13 protein-coding genes and 1 tRNA gene are annotated in these 19203 nt (G+C 57.1%); 10 read left to right on the top strand and 4 right to left on the bottom strand.

All coding sequences use genetic code 11. The annotated features are described in order from the left end of the window. Positions 1 to 14 precede the first annotated feature (14 nt). Positions 15 to 1040, bottom strand: coding sequence for a tRNA (adenosine(37)-N6)-threonylcarbamoyltransferase complex transferase subunit TsaD (gene tsaD / locus ACZ3HH_RS10230; RefSeq protein ID WP_465804283.1), 1026 nt, complete (start codon positions 1038 to 1040; stop codon positions 15 to 17). Positions 1041 to 1239: 199 nt separating this feature from the next. On the opposite strand from tsaD, the gene rpsU reads away from it, so the two are divergent. From rpsU to ACZ3HH_RS10205, 5 genes are all read left to right on the top strand, one after another. After that, complete coding sequence (rpsU, locus tag ACZ3HH_RS10225) at positions 1240 to 1455, top strand: 30S ribosomal protein S21 (protein ID WP_002551877.1); 216 nt, start codon at positions 1240 to 1242, stop codon at positions 1453 to 1455. Between the two features lie 481 nt (positions 1456 to 1936). Then, positions 1937 to 3910, top strand: a complete 1974-nt coding sequence (gene dnaG, locus ACZ3HH_RS10220) for a DNA primase (protein ID WP_367373188.1) — start codon at positions 1937 to 1939, stop codon at positions 3908 to 3910. Positions 3911 to 3977: 67 nt separating this feature from the next. After that, positions 3978 to 5825: an RNA polymerase sigma factor RpoD gene (gene rpoD, locus ACZ3HH_RS10215; protein WP_123719577.1), complete on the top strand. Its 1848-nt coding sequence runs from the start codon at positions 3978 to 3980 to the stop codon at positions 5823 to 5825. A 122-nt stretch (positions 5826 to 5947) separates the two neighbouring features. Then, on the top strand, positions 5948 to 9694 hold the full coding sequence (locus ACZ3HH_RS10210) for a bifunctional diguanylate cyclase/phosphodiesterase (protein ID WP_465804282.1): 3747 nt from the start codon (positions 5948 to 5950) through the stop codon (positions 9692 to 9694). A 15-nt stretch (positions 9695 to 9709) separates the two neighbouring features. After that, positions 9710 to 9786, top strand: a tRNA-Ile gene (locus ACZ3HH_RS10205). Positions 9787 to 9847: 61 nt separating this feature from the next. Here ACZ3HH_RS10205 and ACZ3HH_RS10200 read toward each other — a convergent pair. Continuing rightward, entirely contained in the window at positions 9848 to 10156 is a 309-nt protein-coding gene (locus ACZ3HH_RS10200; RefSeq protein ID WP_465804281.1) for a hypothetical protein, read from the bottom strand. A 340-nt stretch (positions 10157 to 10496) separates the two neighbouring features. Further along, positions 10497 to 11600: a polyamine ABC transporter substrate-binding protein gene (locus ACZ3HH_RS10195; RefSeq protein ID WP_465804280.1), complete on the bottom strand. Its 1104-nt coding sequence runs from the start codon at positions 11598 to 11600 to the stop codon at positions 10497 to 10499. Between the two features lie 139 nt (positions 11601 to 11739). On the opposite strand from ACZ3HH_RS10195, the gene ACZ3HH_RS10190 reads away from it, so the two are divergent. Next, positions 11740 to 12531, top strand: a complete 792-nt coding sequence (locus ACZ3HH_RS10190) for a response regulator transcription factor (protein WP_465804279.1) — start codon at positions 11740 to 11742, stop codon at positions 12529 to 12531. Between the two features lie 19 nt (positions 12532 to 12550). Here the strand turns inward: ACZ3HH_RS10190 and ACZ3HH_RS10185 are convergent, their stop codons facing one another. Further along, positions 12551 to 13198 carry a peptidase M41 gene (locus ACZ3HH_RS10185; RefSeq protein ID WP_465804340.1) on the bottom strand — a complete coding sequence of 216 codons (648 nt, stop codon included), beginning with the start codon at positions 13196 to 13198 and terminating at the stop codon, positions 12551 to 12553. Between the two features lie 234 nt (positions 13199 to 13432). Between ACZ3HH_RS10185 and ACZ3HH_RS10180 the strand changes: the two genes are divergently transcribed. From ACZ3HH_RS10180 to pqqF, 4 genes are all read left to right on the top strand, one after another. Further along, the gene (locus ACZ3HH_RS10180) at positions 13433 to 13894 is read left to right on the top strand and encodes an Lrp/AsnC family transcriptional regulator (protein WP_007980298.1); all 462 of its coding nucleotides are present in this window, start codon (positions 13433 to 13435) and stop codon (positions 13892 to 13894) included. Positions 13895 to 14115: 221 nt separating this feature from the next. Next, positions 14116 to 15798 (top strand): flavin monoamine oxidase family protein, encoded by a 1683-nt coding sequence (locus tag ACZ3HH_RS10175; RefSeq protein ID WP_465804278.1) that lies wholly within the window; start codon positions 14116 to 14118, stop codon positions 15796 to 15798. A gap of 12 nt (positions 15799 to 15810) precedes the next feature. Beyond that, positions 15811 to 16605 carry a carbon-nitrogen hydrolase family protein gene (locus ACZ3HH_RS10170; protein WP_465804277.1) on the top strand — a complete coding sequence of 265 codons (795 nt, stop codon included), beginning with the start codon at positions 15811 to 15813 and terminating at the stop codon, positions 16603 to 16605. A 38-nt stretch (positions 16606 to 16643) separates the two neighbouring features. Beyond that, positions 16644 to 19076 carry a pyrroloquinoline quinone biosynthesis protein PqqF gene (gene pqqF / locus ACZ3HH_RS10165; RefSeq protein ID WP_465804276.1) on the top strand — a complete coding sequence of 811 codons (2433 nt, stop codon included), beginning with the start codon at positions 16644 to 16646 and terminating at the stop codon, positions 19074 to 19076. The last annotated feature ends 127 nt before the right edge of the window (positions 19077 to 19203 follow it).

Below are 19203 nucleotides of genomic sequence, written 5' to 3'. Positions count from 1 at the left end.
GTGAGCGTCGCTCATCACAGCGCCGACAACTGCTCCATCGGCCAGCGTGCCTGCACGCTGATCGCCAGGCTTTCATGCTGACCGGCCTGCAAACGCTGGCAGCCAGCAAACGCAATCATCGCGCCATTATCGGTGCAGAACTCCGGACGGGCATAAAACACATCGCCCTTCATGTCGCCGAGCATTTTCTCCAGTGAAACCCGCAGCGCTTTGTTGGCGCTGACGCCCCCTGCGATCACCAGACGCTTGAGACCCGCCTGTTTCAGGGCACGCTTGCACTTGATGGTCAAAGTCTCCACCACGGCCTGCTGGAACGCCAGCGAGATGTCGCAACGGGCTTGCTCGCTGTCGTCCCCGGCGTTGACGCTCTGCTGCCAAGTGTTCAGCGCAAAGGTTTTCAGGCCGCTGAAACTGAAAGCCAAGCCTGGACGATCACACATCGGACGCGGAAAAGTGAAACGTCCTGCAACGCCCTGCTCCGCCAGACGAGCAATCTCCGGGCCGCCCGGATAATTCAGGCCCATCATTTTCGCGGTTTTATCGAAAGCTTCGCCGGCAGCATCGTCGAGGGTCTCGCCCAAGAGCGTGTATTGGCCAATCCCGTCGACCTGAACCAGCTGCGTATGACCACCCGACACCAACAAAGCGACGAACGGAAACTCCGGAGGTTGCGACTCCAGCATCGGCGCCAGCAAGTGACCTTCCATGTGGTGCACGCCCAAGGCCGGAATACCCCAGGCAAAGGCCAGCGCCTGCGCGCAGGAAGCCCCCACCAGCAATGCCCCGACCAGGCCAGGACCCGCGGTATAAGCGATGGCGTCGATCTCGGTCGGAACACAGTCGGCCTCGGCCAGGACCTGACGAATCAAGGGCAGCATGCGCTTGACGTGATCACGCGACGCCAGCTCCGGCACCACGCCGCCATAGGCACGATGCAGATCGATCTGACTGAACAGCGCGTCGGCCAACAACCCGCGTTCACTGTCGTAAAGTGCGACACCGGTTTCGTCGCAAGAGGTTTCTAATCCCAGTACTAGCATGGGTTTGCGCCTTGTAGAGGCTGAATTCGAAGGCGCGCATAATAGTCGTCGCGTGATGCCCCGACCAGCGGTTTTCGATCAGAGGCTTTGCATTCCGAGCGATGAGGGGTTAACATCCGCAACCCTTAAAAACCGACGTCTTCAAGTGCTCTTTTGCCGCGAGGATGTTGACCCCGGTAATGAATGAAGGTAGCTCTGGATGCCAGCCGTCAAAGTAAAAGAGAACGAACCCTTCGACGTAGCTCTGCGTCGTTTCAAGCGCTCCTGCGAAAAAGCCGGTGTACTGGCTGAAGTTCGTAGCCGCGAATTTTACGAGAAGCCAACTTCTGAGCGTAAGCGTAAAGCAGCAGCCGCTGTTAAGCGTCACGCCAAGAAAGTTCAGCGCGAACAGCGCCGCGCCGTTCGCCTGTACTAATACACAGACGATCGTAGCAAGCTTCTGCCAAGCCCGGCCCTCAGCCGGGCTAATGGCATTTGCGGAAAACGCTTGATGCTTCACCGTCGAAGCCGCAGACGCGACCGAGACAAATCTGCTTCACAGCGTCAGACCTGGCTCTTTTGCCAGCGGTGCACGTCTTTTCTGACGAGCCTTCCAAGGCTACTGACGAGCACACCCACTGATTCCTCTCACGACGATCAGCCCAAGGCGCCTTCTTGCGTGCCCGCTTATGAGCTATCCGAGGCCAATGACCGGCCGTCGCCGGATTCAGCGAAACACTTTCAAATAGTCGATTACTGATTGGTACTAACGTCAGTGGATTTTCGGCAGATACACTTCCCGACAGCGATACGCAGACGACACCGGTCGAGCCGCACACCCTGCGCGCCTCAAACAACGACCCGCGTTCGGCCGCCCTTCGTTTTGGGTCCATTTCAGCGCAGACGACGAGAACGCCATGGCCGGGCTAATTCCCCAGAGCTTCATTGACGACCTTCTGAACCGCACCGACATCGTCGACGTGGTCAGCTCGCGCCTGCAAATGAAAAAAGCCGGCAAGAACTACACTGCCTGCTGCCCGTTTCATAAAGAGAAAACCCCCTCCTTCAGCGTCAGCCCCGACAAACAGTTCTATTACTGCTTCGGCTGTGGCGCTGGCGGTAACGCCCTCGGCTTCATGATGGACCATGACAACCTGGATTTCGTCCAGGCTGTCGAAGAACTGGCCAAAGCCGCCGGCATGGAAATTCCCCGCGAAGAAAGTGGCCGACCGCACAAACCGCGGCAGCCCACCGACTCGCCGCTGTATCCGCTGCTCACCGCCGCCGCCGACTTTTATCGTCAAGCCCTGAAAAGCCATCCGTCGCGCAAAGCCGCCGTGGATTACTTGAAGGGTCGCGGACTAACGGGAGAAATCGCCCGGGACTTCGGGCTCGGTTTTGCCCCGCCCGGATGGGACAATCTGTTCAAGCACTTGAGCAGCGATACCCTGCAGCAAAAGGCCATGATCGATGCCGGCCTGCTGATCGAGAACGCCGAAACCGGCAAGCGCTATGACCGCTTCCGCGATCGCGTGATGTTCCCGATCCGCGACAGTCGCGGGCGCATCATCGCCTTCGGTGGCCGGGTATTGGGCGACGACAAGCCGAAATACCTGAACTCACCGGAAACCCCGGTTTTCCATAAAGGCCAGGAACTCTACGGCCTTTATGAAGCACGCAAGAACAACCGCAACCTCGACGAAATCATCGTCGTCGAAGGCTACATGGACGTCATCGCCCTCGCCCAGCAAGGCCTGCGCAATGCCGTCGCGACCTTGGGTACCGCTACCAGCGAAGAGCACTTGAAGCGGCTGTTTCGCGTCGTGCCCAATGTGCTGTTCTGCTTTGATGGCGACCAGGCGGGCCGAAATGCCGCCTGGCGAGCATTGGAAGCGACCCTGCCATGTTTGCAGGACGGGCGTCGGGCGCGCTTTCTGTTCCTGCCCGAGGGCGAGGACCCGGATACTCTGGTCCGCTCCGAGGGCACTGACGCCTTCCGTGCGCGAATCAATCAGCACGCCCAGCCGCTGGCCGATTATTTTTTTCAACAGCTGACCGAAGAATCGGACCCGCGCTCCCTCGAAGGCAAGGCCCACATGGCCACCCTCGCCGCGCCACTGATCGACAAAGTCCCGGGCGCCAACCTGCGCATACTGATGCGCCAGCGCCTGAGCGAAATTACCGGGCTTAGCGGTGAAGCCGTGAGCCAACTCGTTCAAAGCACGCCCCACCCTCAGGAAGCGCCACCCGCATACGATCCGGGCATCGATTACGACGCTATGCCGGATTACAGCGACTACCATCAGCCGCAGGCGCAAGAGATGTACGCGCCGCAGCAGGAATGGACGCCGAAAAAGCCTGGCGCAGGCGGCAAGAAATGGGACAAGAAGCCGTGGGACAAGAACGGCAAACGTGGCGGCGATCGCGATCAACCGCGCGCGCCACGGGTGCCGGCCGCTGTAGAGCCGCCCACCCTGGCCGCCTTGCGCACGCTACTGCATCACCCGCAACTGGCTGAAAAAGTCGAGGACGCCGGGCACTTCGCTGCCGAGGACCATACCAACACGCAACTGTTGGTCGCCCTGCTCGAAGCCGTACAGAAGAATCCCAAGCTAAACTCATTTCAACTGATTGCGCGTTGGCACGGCACCGAACAAGGCCGATTGCTCAAAGCGCTGGCAGAAAAGGAATGGCTGATTGATGGAGATAACCTTGAACAACAGTTTTTCGACACCATTACTAGCTTGTCAGCCCGCCAACGCGAGCGAAACCTGGAACAACTTCTTCGAAAAGCACGTCAAAGTGAATTGAGCACCGAAGAAAAAAATCAACTGCGCGACCTTTTAAGTCGCAATGTTTCCGCATCAAGCCCGACCTCAACTGGCGCGTGAGGTCATAGCTCAGGTATAATCCTCGGCTTGTTTTTTGCCCGCCAAGACCTTCAGTGGATAGGGTGTTATGTCCGGAAAAGCGCAACAGCAGTCTCGTATCAAAGAGTTGATCACACTTGGTCGTGAGCAGGGCTACCTGACTTACGCGGAGGTCAACGACCACCTGCCGGAGGATATTTCAGATCCGGAACAGGTGGAAGACATCATCCGCATGATTAATGACATGGGGATCAACGTATTCGAGGTTGCGCCAGATAAGGATTCCCTTATGCTGGCCGACGCCGATACCGACGAAGCCGCGGCCGAAGAGGCAGCAGCAGCGTTGGCAGCGGTCGAGACCGACATTGGTCGCACCACCGACCCAGTGCGCATGTATATGCGTGAAATGGGTACGGTAGAGCTCCTCACACGTGAAGGCGAAATCGAAATCGCCAAACGTATTGAAGAGGGCATCCGCGAAGTGATGGGCGCAATCGCGCACTTCCCTGGCACGGTTGACCATATTCTCTCCGAGTACACTCGCGTCACCACCGAAGGTGGCCGCCTGTCCGACGTCCTGAGCGGTTATATCGACCCGGACGACGGCATTGCGCCGCCTGCAGCCGAAGTGCCACCGCCTGTCGACCCAAAAGCCGTGAAAGCGGATGACGACACCGACGACGATGACGCCGAAGCGACTGATGACGAAGAAGAAGCCGAAAGCGGTCCGGATCCGGTCATCGCCGCACAGCGCTTTGGCGCTGTCGCCGATCAGATGGAAATCACCCGCAAGGCCCTGAAAAAGCACGGTCGTGGCAACAAGCTGGCAATTGCCGAGCTGATCGCCCTGGCTGAGCTGTTCATGCCGATCAAACTGGTGCCGAAGCAATTCGAAGGCCTGGTCGAGCGTGTTCGCAGTGCCCTGGATCGTCTGCGTCAGCAAGAGCGCGCGATCATGCAACTGTGCGTTCGTGATGCCCGTATGCCGCGTGCCGACTTCCTGCGCCAGTTCCCGGGCAACGAAGTCGACGAAAGCTGGACCGATGCACTGGCCAAAGGCAAAAGCAAATACGCTGAAGCCATTGGTCGCCTGCAACCGGACATCATTCGTTGCCAGCAGAAGCTGACCGCGCTGGAAACCGAAACCGGTTTGACGATCGCCGAGATCAAGGACATCAACCGTCGCATGTCGATCGGTGAGGCCAAGGCCCGCCGCGCGAAGAAAGAGATGGTCGAAGCGAACTTGCGTCTGGTGATCTCCATCGCCAAGAAGTACACCAACCGTGGTCTGCAGTTCCTCGATCTGATCCAGGAAGGCAACATCGGTCTGATGAAAGCGGTAGACAAGTTCGAATACCGCCGCGGCTACAAATTCTCGACTTATGCCACCTGGTGGATCCGTCAGGCGATCACTCGCTCGATCGCCGACCAGGCCCGCACCATCCGTATTCCGGTGCACATGATCGAGACGATCAACAAGCTCAACCGTATTTCCCGGCAAATGCTGCAGGAAATGGGTCGCGAACCGACCCCGGAAGAGCTGGGCGAACGCATGGAAATGCCTGAGGACAAGATCCGCAAGGTATTGAAGATCGCTAAAGAGCCGATCTCCATGGAAACCCCGATCGGTGATGACGAAGATTCTCATCTGGGTGACTTCATCGAAGACTCGACCATGCAGTCGCCAATCGATGTCGCCACTGTTGAGAGCCTTAAAGAAGCGACTCGCGAAGTCCTGTCCGGCCTCACTGCCCGTGAAGCCAAGGTTCTGCGCATGCGCTTCGGTATCGACATGAATACCGACCACACCCTCGAAGAGGTTGGTAAGCAGTTCGACGTGACCCGTGAACGGATTCGTCAGATCGAAGCCAAGGCGCTGCGCAAGCTGCGCCACCCGACGAGAAGCGAGCATTTGCGCTCCTTCCTCGACGAGTGATCACAGAACCCCCGGCCCAGGCCGGGGGTTTTGCTTTATACAGATTAAATGCCTCGTACATCCCCCCCGCCGCATAGCCCGTCTACACTCGAAACATTCCCCCAAGCCGTAACGAGACCGTTATGCCCAGATGGCCGACCGTGCTTTTTTTGCTGTCGCTGATGACCTGGACCGCAACGGCTGGCGCGTTGACTCTTACCGACGAAGAACGTAGCTGGCTGACGGCTCACCCGGAATTGCGCCTGGGCGTGGACGCGTCTTGGCCGCCGTTTGAGTTTCGCGACGAACATGGGCGCTATCAAGGCCTGGCAGCGGACTACATCAACGTCATCCGTCAGCGGCTGGCCATCAAACTCACGCCCATCGAGCCAGTCAGCTGGACCGAAGTCTTGCAGCAGGCCAAACAAGGCAAGCTGGATGTCTTGCCAGGCATCATGTCGACTCCCGAGCGTCAGACATATCTGTCGTTCACCCGCCCCTATCTCGACTTTCCGATAGTTATTCTGGCTCACGTCGGAGGGGCCCAACCGCGCAAACTCGAAGACCTGTACGGGCTGAAGATCGCCGTGGTGGAAAACTATGCCCCCCACGAACTGTTGCGTAGCCACCATCCCGACTTGAATCTGGTGGCGATGCCCAACGTCAGCTCGGCGCTGCAGGCGCTCGCCACCGACGCCGTGGACGCCGTAGTGGGCGATCTTGCCTCCAGTGTCTGGAGCCTGCGCCAGCTCAAGCTCGACGGGCTCTACGTCAGCGGTGAAACACCCTATCGCTACCAATTGGCGATGGCCGTTCCCCCGAACAACAAGCTGCTGGTCAGCATCCTGGACAAAGTCCTGGCAGACATGACCCCGAGTGAAATCAGTGCCATCCAGGAACACTGGGTCGGTAACGTCCTGGACCATCGAACCTTCTGGCTCGACGTGCTGAGTTACGGCCTGCCAGGATTATTGTTTTTGATGATCGTGCTGGCAGTGGTTATCCGGATCAACCGCCGTCTCAGCTCTGAAATTGCCCGTCGGGTCGCCCTGGAACAGGAGCTGCGCAGCAGCGAATACCATTACCGCGGGCTGGTGGAGAGCCTTTCAGCCATTGCCTGGGAAGCACGGATCAGCGACTACACCTACAGTTACGTGTCACCTCATGCCCAGGATCTCCTTGGTTATCCCCTGCCCCATTGGCTGATTCCGGGCTTCTGGCGCAACATCATTCACCCCGCGGATCTGACCCGCGCCCAGACCTTCTGCGACCGTGAAGTGGCGGCCGGGCGCGATCACAGTGTCGATTACCGGGTCATCACCGCTGATGGCCGTTGCCTGTGGGTTCGCGACATCGTCAGCCTGATCGAGCACGCCCACGAACCGGTACTGCGCGGGCTGATGATCGACATCAGCGAAGCCAAGCGCACTGAAGAGGCGCTGCGCCTGTCGGAGCAGAAGTTCGCTTCGGTGTTCCAGCAATGCCCGGACATTCTGGTGATCGCGCGGCTTTCCGACGGTTGTCTGCTGGAGGTCAATGAAGCGTTCGAAGAACAGATCGGCCTCAAGGCCGAAGACGTCATAGGCCAGACCGCCACCGACCTGAACATCTGGGGCGTACCCGGTGTGGGGCCGGGTTTGTTGCAGCGCTTGCAGGCCGGCAGCATCCGCAACCTGGAGATGCCCTTTCGTCGCAGCAATGGCCAGGTGTTTACCGGCCTGATTTCTGCCGAGCCTTTCGATCTCGATACGACCCCGGCCCTGGTGGTCGTCGTGCGGGACATCAGTCAACTCAAGGAAACCCAACAACAGTTGCAAACCTCCGAGGAGAAATTCGCCAAGGCCTTTCATGCCTCCCCCGACGGCTTGCTGCTGTCCCGGCAGAGCGACGGTTTGCTGTTGGAGGTTAACGAAGGCTTCAGCCGTATAACCGGCTTCAACAGCGCGATGTCCGTGGATCGGTCAGCCCTGGACCTGGGGATCTGGGTCAATCTCAACGAGCGCAAACAGATGCTCGAGCTGTTGCATCGGGATGGTTTCGTCCGCGACTTCAGTTGCCACATTCGCCGCAAAGACGGGCAGATCCGGCTCTGTGAGGTTTCAAGCCGGCCGTTGCCCATTGGCGATGAAGATTGCATGCTGACCATTGCCCGGGACATTACCGAGCGACATCTGATGCAGGAGAAACTGCAACAGGCCGCCACGGTGTTCGAGAGCACTGCCGAGGGCGTATTGATCACCGACACCCAACAGCACATCAGCGCGGTCAATCGTGCCTTCACCGAAATTACCGGCTACAGCGAGAGCGAAGCGCTGGGCCACACCCCTCGCCTGCTCGCCTCGGGCCTGCATGACAGCGCATTTTATGCGGCGATGTGGCATCAATTGACCGCCGACGGTCATTGGCAAGGCGAGATTTCCAACCGGCGCAAGAACGGCGAGCTCTACCCGAGCTGGCTGACCATCAGTGCGGTGCGCAACCGAGACAAACTCATCACCCACTTTGTTGCGGTGTTCGCAGACATTTCCAGCCTCAAACACGCGCAGGCCAAACTCGACTACCAGGCGCACCACGACCCGTTGACGGGCCTGCCAAACCGCACGCTGTTCGAGAGTCGGCTGTTGACGGCACTGAACAGCCAGCAGGAAAACGGTGGCCAAGGCGCCGTGCTGTTTCTCGACCTGGACCGCTTCAAACACATCAACGACAGCCTCGGCCACCCGGTTGGCGACCTGCTGCTCAAAGGCATCGCCGTGCGCCTCAAGGAGCAACTGCGCGATATCGATACCGTGGCGCGGCTGGGTGGCGACGAATTCATCATCCTGCTCCCCGGCCTGCAACAGTCCAGCGATGCCGACAACATTGCCACCAAGCTGCTCAATTGCTTCTCCGCCCCTTTCCAGGCCGGCGAACACGAGTTTTTCATCAGCGCCAGCATTGGCACCAGCCTGTACCCCAAGGACGGCTGCGACGTCGCCACGCTGGTCAAGAACGCCGATGCCGCGATGTATCGCTCCAAGGCCAAGGGCCGTAACCGGGTTGAAAGCTACACTCGCGACCTCACCGCCCAAGCCAGCGAGCGCGTGGCGCTGGAACATGAACTGCGGCGTGCCATCGAGCGCAATGAGCTGTTTTTGTACTACCAGCCCAAAATCAGTCTGGACGATCATCGAGTGGTCGGCGCCGAAGCGTTGATTCGCTGGCATCACCCCACCTTCGGCGATGTACCTCCCGAGCACTTCATTCCCTTGGCCGAAGAAAACGGCATGATTCTGCAAATCGGCGACTGGGTACTTGAGACCGCCTGCCGACAGATGTACGAGTGGAATCAGGTCTATGAATGCCTGGGCCCACTCTCGGTCAACCTCGCGGGCGCGCAACTGCGCCAGCCGAACCTGCTCGGCCGGATCGAGCAATTGCTCAAAGACAACCACCTCAACCCCGGCTTCCTGCAACTGGAAATCACTGAAAACTTCATCATGAGCCAGGCCGAAGAGGCGCTGGCGGTGCTGCATCAACTCAAACGCCTGGGCGTGCAATTGGCAATCGACGATTTCGGCACTGGCTATTCGTCCCTGAGCTACCTCAAACGCCTGCCACTGGACATCCTCAAGATCGACCAATCCTTCGTCCGCGGCCTGCCAGACGACCCACATGACGCGGCGATTGTTCGCGCAATTATCGCCCTGGGCCGCAGCATGCAATTCACCGTCATCGCGGAGGGCGTCGAAACCCAGGCGCAGCAGCAATTCCTGGCTGCGGAGGGCTGTGAACAGATCCAGGGTTACATCGTCAGCCTGCCCTTACCAGCGGATGAATACGCCGCGACGTTTCTTCGTACAGCCATATTGGATTTTTCGGATAGCACAGCTGAGAAACCATCGCTATAATCCGCGACCTACTGAGGGCCTATAGCTCAGTTGGTTAGAGCAGGGGACTCATAATCCCTTGGTCGTAGGTTCGAGTCCTACTGGGCCCACCATACTCAAAGCCGCGCACTGCGCGGCTTTTGTGTTTTCTGGTCGGCCACCGCTGGTACAGTCCTATGGACACCGTCCCGATCCAGGACTGGTAACTCCTTCGCTGTAAAGGCTTGCGTGATCCGCCTTAACTCGATTGGTAAACTCCCTTTCAGCCGGTGCAAGTTCGGGGAACTCAACCAGCAGTGCCTTGTTACCCCTGGCGATGTGTTCCATCACCGCCATGGCGATGTTTTCACGCACCATCCCGACCGAGACGTAATACATGGCCCAGGCTTGTTCGGGCGTGCAGTGGCCGATCTGCTCCTCAATCTCCTTGTAGGCTTTGTATTCGTCCGACTCCAAGTAGCATTGGCAATCACCTTGGTACATGATTTTTCTCCTTCCTTAGAATCTTTGTGACAACCCCTAAGTAAGTCGGCTGATAAGGGCTGCCCCTGCTCCCTACGTGATTACCAGTGCTCCAAATAAACGCGGGCTATTGCAGGAAACGCACCAATTTCGCATATACAGAACCTTCCCATCAAGCGCCCTTCAGGAGTCCCGAACCGTTAGGCGCAGAGGATATTGGCTGGCTTGAAAGAGTCCGCTTTATCCGTCTCCGAGCCCTGAAGGTCGAATTGATATAGTTTCGCCTTTAATTTCTCTGCAACACCCCCCTCACATAAAACAAAGATCCTCATAGAACAACAAAAATGATAACCCAGTCAGATCACGTACCACTCTTCACTTTGGTCCAAACCCGAGTGCGAATTCGCTCCAACTTCAATGGCAGCGGCTCAAGTGGAACAAGTGTAGCAACGGTCTTTTTGTCTGGATAAATCCAAGTATTGTCGCGCAGTTTCTGCTCAACAAATTCAGTGGCATCTTTATTAGCGTTAGGATACAACGTGTGATTTGAGCTCTTGGCAATAATTTCTGGTCGTAACATATAATTAATAAATGCCATGCCTTCCTTTGGGTGGGGAGCATCTTTTAACAGAACCAGATTTTCTGACCAAACCAGCGCTCCCTCGCGAGGAAGGCTGTATGCAATCTTGCGTCCAGTATTAGTCTTCTCGTTGATGGCCTGCGCAGCAAGGGCACCATTGGCCCATCCTACAACTGCACAAATATTGCCATCAGCCAGGTCTGAGTCGATTCTGGATGAGTCGAAATAGAGGACATAGGGACGGATTTTTAACAACAGGGCTTGAGCTTTCTGGTAATCATCCGGGTTCCTACTGTTGCTAGGGAGCCCAAGGTAATGCAAAGCAATTGAAATGATCTCACTTGGAGAGTCGAGCATTGCCACACCGCACGACTTGAGTTTGCTGATGTTTTCTTCTTTGAAGATCAAGTCCCAGCTATTCACCGGAGCATTATCACCCAATGCCGCTTTGACTTTATCAACGTCATAGCCAATGCCGGTGGTGCCCCATAAATAGGGAACAGCGTAGCGATTACCAGGATCATTGATCGCAAGCTGGGACAAGATATCAGGATCGATGTGTGACAAATTACTCAGTTGATTACGGTCCAACGGCTGAAGGACTCCCGCCTGGATCAGGCTTGGCAACACGTTGGAGGTAGCCACAACCACGTCGTACCCCGTGCGCCCAGCCATCACTTTACTCTGCATGATTTCGGCACTGTCGAACGCATCCATATGGATGCTGGTGCCGGTTTCCTGCTCAAACTCCTTTGGGGTCTGCGGTGCGATAAGATCGAACCAGTTATACAGATACACCCCAGGCTCTACAGCCCCCACTGATGTGCTTATCCCTGCACAGAGAAGCGAGGCGGCAAAAAGGGTTCGCAAAGGTGATTTGCTCATACAACTATCCTTGTCAAGACGACATGCCTTCATGGCCATCGTGAATCCTGATCGTGAATATACCCGGCATTGACGAATAGTAAATACCTACGAATACTTACCTGCGACCCACGAATCCCTAACCCTAAAGGGGTAGAAAATGCCACTCGACCTTCATAGCCTGGCTTGGCACCGATCGATTGGAAAGCTGATCATGCAGTTGAACCGTCCAGAATTCTGGAGCTCACTTATTCGTACGTTAAATGAATATGTGCAAATCGATAACTGGGTCGTATTAATATTTAGCAATCAGCAAGTGCAAGTTGTCAGCCTTCCTGAAGTAGCAGATACAGAAGAGATAGATGCGTTCACTCATCGCTATGTGAAGGGGCTTTATATGCTGGATCCGTTTTATATTGCGAATCGAGAAAACCCACAGAGCGGTTTCTTTCATATGCTGGATATTGCGCCGGAGCACTTCCTTAACACCGAGTATTATCATCAATACTTCGCGCAGTATATTTGCGTCGATGAAGCGCAGTACAATGTCCAGCTTGACGCCGATAGAACGTTATGCATTTCCTTTGGTAGCAAAGCCCGCTTTAATCCAGAGCAAATAACAATACTTGATACTATCAAACCATGGGTGACTGCGTTAATGCATCAACGTATGTGCTTTGAGACTGACGTAGCAAAAGATCTCCCTGAACCACCTTCATGGCCAGAAACGATCATTCAGCTTGGCACACAAATAACAACGCGCGAAAAAGACGTACTCAAACTATTACTTAGCGGCTTTTCCAACAAAGAGATAGGCGGAAAACTTGCACTGTCAACAGAAACGATAAAAGTTCACCGCCGAAACATTTACGCCAAATTAAACATCAAGTCACAACCTGAACTATTTGCTCGGTTTTTTATGCCAAAACAGGATATCTTCCCTGCAAATTGAAGTCAGCGCTTGGCACTTTTCAGGCCCAAACACTCAACGACGGAATCGCCTGCACTGGCCGCAGTCGCTCAAGCATTTCACCCGTCAACACAACCTCATAGGTATCCGCCGGCCTACCCCATTGCTCCACAATGGTCATGCCGTCTACTAGTGCCGCGCCCAATCCGGTAATCGTATCGGCCAACGCCTCTACGATTTGTTGAGTCCGCAGCCATACACGATCAGTAATCTCTTTAAGTTCGGCAGTTATGCGCTCGGACGACGCTGGATCCGTATCAGGGTAGGAGATATTCCGCAGCAAGTGCCGTAACTCCCTTATTTTTGCGTAATCCTGTTCCGCTCCAAGTTCTCCATTCAGAATGGCTGTCGCTTTCGATTTATCGACGAGTTTCCTGGCTGAATGTTTTGCAGGTAATGTCTGACTCATAGCACCAGCAAAGAGGACGATCAGCCGACCTTCCAAATGTTCCTTCATGTCTTCTATCGAGAGAATTGACCGCGTCAAGATAATGGAAGCCCCGGCCTGATGCCTCAAGTCCATGGTGACTTTCAGGGTCACATCACCCGTTTCAAAGCCCAAGGCTCGGGCAACTACGTAGTGCCCCATTTCGTGATTCGCAATCTGCAATGCATGTTCCCGTATAGCGGGAGGCATCTTCTTCATCATTTCCATCCCGTCGCAGTCCTTAGTAGCGCATTCGACTACGAGTTACGACACCTGTCCATGCTATCGACCATTGTTTATCCAACCTGAATCAGCGATTAACCATTTCGTTACACCGCATCCTGGTAAACCGACCGAGATGCCTCTGATGATCCGGATCGGACAACCGCCACGAGCACCGCGCAGGATGTGCCTGTAACATGCCTGCCCATTGATCTGTGCCGCTGGAGACGACCTTTGCCTGACACCCGCCCGCCTGTTCTTGACGAAATCGACCGCCAATTGATCGCAGCTTTGCAGATCAATGCCCGCGAAAGCGTGGCCATGCTCGCCCGGCAACTGGGCATCGCCCGCACCACGGTGACGTCGCGTCTGGCGCGGCTGGAAAAGGCCAAGGTGATCACCGGTTACGGTGTGCGCCTGGGACAGCGCGTGGTGGATGGCGGATTGCAGGCGTATGTCGGGATTACGGTGCAACCACGGTCCGGCAAGGAAGTGCTGCGGCGCCTCAGCGCCATGGCGCAGGTTCAGCAGTTGTGCGCGGTGAGTGGTGAGTTTGATTATGTGGCGTGGTTGCGCACCGACTCGCCGGAGCAGCTGGATCAGTTGCTGGATCAGATTGGCAGTGTGGATGGCGTGGAGAAGACGACGACTTCGATCATCCTGAGTAGCAAGATTGATCGGGGGCAGCCGGTTTGAGTGTCTACCGGTAGGTCTTCGGTGTCTGGTCGGGCCTCATCGCGGGCAAGCCCGCTCCCACATTGGACAGTGTGCAGTAATAGATCGTCGCATTGCATAGATAACTAGCAAAATGACGACACATTGCGTCTTATTAACGTGTTCTACGCTCTCTAGAATGGCTGCCATCTTTTCCTATACTCAGACGCGCACTCTGCGTCAGGTCGCCAGCAAGGTCAGCCATGAACAAGCACAATCGCCATCCTGCAGACGGTAAAAAACCGGTCACCGTTTTCGGCCCGGATTTTCCTTTCGCCTTCGACGACTGGATCGAGCACCCGGCCGGGCTGGGCAGCATTCCGGCGCACAATCACGGCGCCGAAGTGGCGATTGTCGGGGCTGGCATTGCAGGCCTGGTGGCCGCCTACGAATTGATGAAGCTGGGTCTTAAACCCGTCGTCTACGAAGCCTCGAAGATGGGCGGCCGTCTGCGCTCCCAGGCCTTCAACGGCGCTGAAGGCATCATCGCCGAACTCGGCGGTATGCGTTTCCCGGTGTCGTCGACCGCGTTTTATCACTACGTCGACAAGCTCGGCCTGCAGACCAAACCCTTCCCCAACCCGCTGACGCCTGCGTCGGGCAGCACCGTGATCGATCTGGAAGGCAAAACTCATTACGCACAGAAACTGGCGGATCTTCCCGCACTGTTCCAGGAAGTCGCTGACGCCTGGGCGGATGCTCTGGAAGCAGGCTCGCAGTTCTCCGATATCCAGCAAGCGATCCGAGACCGCGACGTGCCGCGTCTCAAGGAACTGTGGAACACTCTGGTGCCGCTGTGGGACGACCGCACGTTCTATGATTTCGTCGCCACCTCCGAAGCTTTCGCCAAGCTCTCGTTCCATCACCGCGAAGTGTTCGGTCAGGTCGGTTTCGGTACTGGCGGCTGGGATTCGGACTTCCCCAACTCGATGCTGGAAATCTTCCGCGTGGTGATGACCAACTGCGACGATCACCAGCACTTGGTGGTCGGCGGCGTGGAACAAGTGCCACTGGGCATCTGGCGCCATGTGCCGGAGCGTTGCGTGCATTGGCCTGAAGGCACCAGTCTCAGTTCGCTGCACAGCGGCGCGCCGCGCTCCGGCGTAAAGAAAATCGCCCACGCACCGAACGGGCGTTTTACCGTTACCGACAACTATGGCGACACCCGCGAGTACGCAGCGGTGCTGACCACCTGCCAGAGCTGGCTACTGACCACCCAGATCGAATGCGACGAAAGCCTGTTCTCGCAAAAGATGTGGATGGCCCTGGACCGCACCCGCTACATGCAATCGTCGAAGACTTTCGTGATGGTCGATCGCCCATTCTGGAAGGACAAGGACCCGGAAACCGGCCGCGACCTGATGAGCATGACCCTCACCGATCGCCTAACCCGTGGCACTTATCTATTCGACAATGGCGACGACAAACCCGGCGTGATTTGCCTGTCGTACTCGTGGATGAGCGACGCGCTGAAAATGCTCCCGCACCCGGTGGAAAAACGCGTGAAGCTGGCACTGGACTCGCTGAAGAAGATCTATCCGAAAGTCGACATCGCCGCACGGATCATCGGCGATCCGATCACCGTGTCGTGGGAAGCCGACCCGCACTTCCTCGGGGCTTTCAAAGGTGCACTGCCCGGCCATTACCGCTACAACCAGCGCATGTACGCGCACTTCATGCAGGACGACATGCCGGCCGAGCAGCGCGGGATTTTCATCGCCGGCGATGACGTTTCGTGGACGCCGGCCTGGGTCGAAGGTGCGGTGCAGACGTCGCTCAATGCGGTATGGGGGATCATGAAACACTTCGGCGGTGAAACTCACGCCGAAAACCCCGGCCCAGGAGATGTGTTCAACGAAATCGGTCCGATCGCCCTGCCCGAGTAAGAGGAATCCGAAATGCGCGTAGCCCTTTACCAATGCCCACCGCGGCCCCTGGATGTCGCAGGTAATCTACAACGCCTGCATCAACTGGCGCTGGAGGCCAAGGGCGCGGACTTGCTGGTGCTGCCGGAGATGTTCCTGACCGGCTATAACATCGGCATCGATGCGGTCAGCGTGCTGGCGGAGGTGTATAACGGTGAATCGGCGCAGCACATCGCGCGCATTGCCAAGGCGACGGGGATCGCCATTTTGTATGGCTACCCGGAGCGCACCGAAGACGGGCAGATCTACAACGCCGTGCAGTTGATCGACGCCCATGGCGAGCGGCTGTGCAACTACCGCAAAACTCATCTGTTCGGTGACCTCGATCACTCGATGTTCATCCCCGGGCCGGATGAGTTTCCGTTGGTTGAACTCAACGGCTGGAAGCTTGGCTTTTTGATCTGCTACGACCTGGAGTTCCCGGAAAACGCCCGGCGTCTGGCATTGGCCGGCGCCGAACTGATTCTGGTGCCGACGGCGAACATGATTCCCTACGATTTCATCGCCGACGTCACCGTCCGCGCACGCGCCTTCGAAAACCAGTGTTATGTGGCTTACGCCAACTACTGCGGGCACGAAGGCGAGATCCAGTATTGCGGCCAGAGCAGCATCGCCGCACCGGATGGCAGCCGCATCGCCCAGGCCGGACTTGATGAAGCGCTGATTGTCGGTGAACTGGATCGTCAGCTGATGATCGATTCCCGCGCCGCCAATCGCTACTTCCTCGATCGCCGTCCCGAGCTATACGGCGAGCTGAACAAGCCCTAATCCGCTAGCATTAGCGCTTCTCTGTTCTGGAAGTGCTCATGCCTGCGCTGAATCACCCTCGCCTCCACACTGAAACCCTCGCCAATGGCCTGCGGGTGACGCTGCGTCATGCTCCCGATTTGAAGCGCTGCGCCGCCGCGTTGCGGGTCGCTGCCGGCAGTCACGACGTGCCATTGGCCTGGCCGGGGCTGGCGCACTTTCTTGAGCATTTGCTATTCCTGGGTACAGAGCGCTTTCCCGCAGAGCAAGGGCTGATGGCCTACGTACAAAGTCATGGCGGGCAGGTGAATGCGCGAACCAGCGAACGTACGACGGATTTCTTTTTCGAGCTGCCGCCTCAGGCATTCAGCGGTGGGCTGGAGCGTCTGTCAGACATGCTCGCTCATCCGCGTATGAAGCCGGACGATCAGCGGCGGGAACGGGAAGTGCTGCATGCCGAATTTGTCGCCTGGTCGCGGGATGCGACAGCCCAGCAACAATTTGCATTGTTTGATGGACTGTCGGCGGCTCACCCATTACGGGCATTTCATGCGGGAAACCGTTACAGCCTGCCGGTACCGCAGCCCGAATTTCAGCAAGCATTGAAGGACTTCTATCGGCGGTTTTACCAGACCGGGCAAATGACGCTGAGCCTGGCCGGGCCACAGAGTCTCGATGAGTTGAAGGGGATGGCGCAGGCGTTTGCCATTTCCCCTGGCGAGAAAGTCCCTCAGACGAAGCCCACCCTGCTGATGGATTCTTCAGACAGTAGTTATCAACAGGCTGGAGAGCGTCGGCTGGATTTGCTGTTAGCCTTCGAAGCGCTGCCCGACTCATCGCCCGAAGCGCTGGAGTTCCTGTGCCACTGGCTGAACGCCGAAAAACCCGGCGGCCTGTTGGCGCAGCTGCGAGAGCAAGGGTTGGCGGACAACCTGAAAGCCACGCCGCGCTATCACTATGCCGGCCAAGCTTTGCTGCACATCGAATTCACCCGGCCCGCCAACACTACGCAACCGGACAACGTGATCCGCAAACGGCTCCTGGATTGGCTGGGCTTCTTTGCCTCTCATCAGGATTGGGTCAAGTTGCGCGAAGAATATGCAGCTCTGCTGCAGCGCCAACAGCAAGTCAGCAGTGCCTTGCAACTGGCCCAACGAGACAGCGAACAGCTTGAACCCGGGCTATCCGAACAGGGCGTTGTCGCCCTCAAGGCAATCCTCAAACAAATCGGCGCTGTGGATAACTTCACCGACCAGTGGCAACTACCGACCCCCAACCCGTTTTTGCGCGCCGAGACTCCAGCCTCGAATGCCGGATTGATTCGCGGCCAGACCAGCGCCCACCGTGGCCTGCGGACCTTTGCCCAGGATCGCTCACGCAGTCGCCGCGAACGATCGCCGATGCAGTTCAGTCAGGCGTTGCCGGATAACACCGATGTAGGTGCGGTTTATCTGCGCTGGCGCCTGGAATTCACACCTCACAGTCGCCTTCAGTGGAGTCTGGAAAACAACCTGCGGATGCTGCGCGAAGATGCGCGTCAGGCCGGTGTCGACTTTTCCTTCAGCGCATCAGGCAATGAATGGCTGCTGAAAATGACGGGCCTGCAGGAGCCGATGCCGACAGTCCTCGAACATGCGCTGAAAGAACTGACAAAACCTGATTCCGATTTCTCACAGGAAGAGCTGGCGGCCGTTGCACTGATGCCGATTCGACAATTGCTCAAGGCACTGCCCGATCTATGCCTTGAGCACACCGTGGCCTCAGATAACCTACAACAACTCTGGTCGAGCGCACGCTGGGATGGTCTGGCGACGGGCCTGTCTGCCCAGACTCAAGCGGCGATGGGGCTTGCCTTGAGTCGTATTCCCGGCACTGCGGATAGTCAATTGACGCCGTCTCCGTCGATTCGCTCGCAGCGTCTCTGGGGTTCCGTCGCCACCGAATCCAGCGAACATGCGCTGTTGCTCTTTTGTCCGACAGCAACCCATGACATCGCCGATGAAGCCGCCTGGCGTTTGCTCGCGCACGTGTGCCAGACGCCGTTCTACCAGCGCCTGCGGGTGGAGCTGCAACTTGGTTATGCCGTTTTCAGCGGACTACGCCAGATAAACGGTCAGACCGGGCTGCTGTTCGGTGTGCAATCGCCGAGCGTCGCGCCTCTGGATTTGCTGGAGCACATCGAACAGTTCCTCAGCGAATTGGAAGGGATGATCGAAAGCATCGATGACACGACCTTTATCGCTCAGCGCCAAGCCCTGGCCGATCAATTCGACAGCACTGCTCTGCCCAACGCCCAAGCCGCCGAACTGCTCTGGCAAGGCAAACTGGCCGGCCACTCGTCGGATTACCTGAAACGTCTGCCCCAGGCAATTCTGATGATCGACCGTGAAGCCTTGCTGGCGGCGGCACAACGACTGAGTCGGGCCGACGGTGGATGGCGCTGTCTGGCCAACGGGCCTTGCCCTACTACGCTTTGGCAAGTGGCAAAATGATCATTACCAGCGCTGCAATTAGCTTTCTCAAAGATTCGTGGCCAATCGCTGTGTAATTTTGAGTAACATAGCCACCTAACTATCTGAACATCTCCGGTTGGAGGTGGACTATATGTATAGGTCTCAA

The sequence above is a fragment of the Pseudomonas sp. PME37.24/025 genome (genome assembly GCF_055556615.1).
This window is presented reverse-complemented; position numbering and strand designations above follow the sequence as displayed.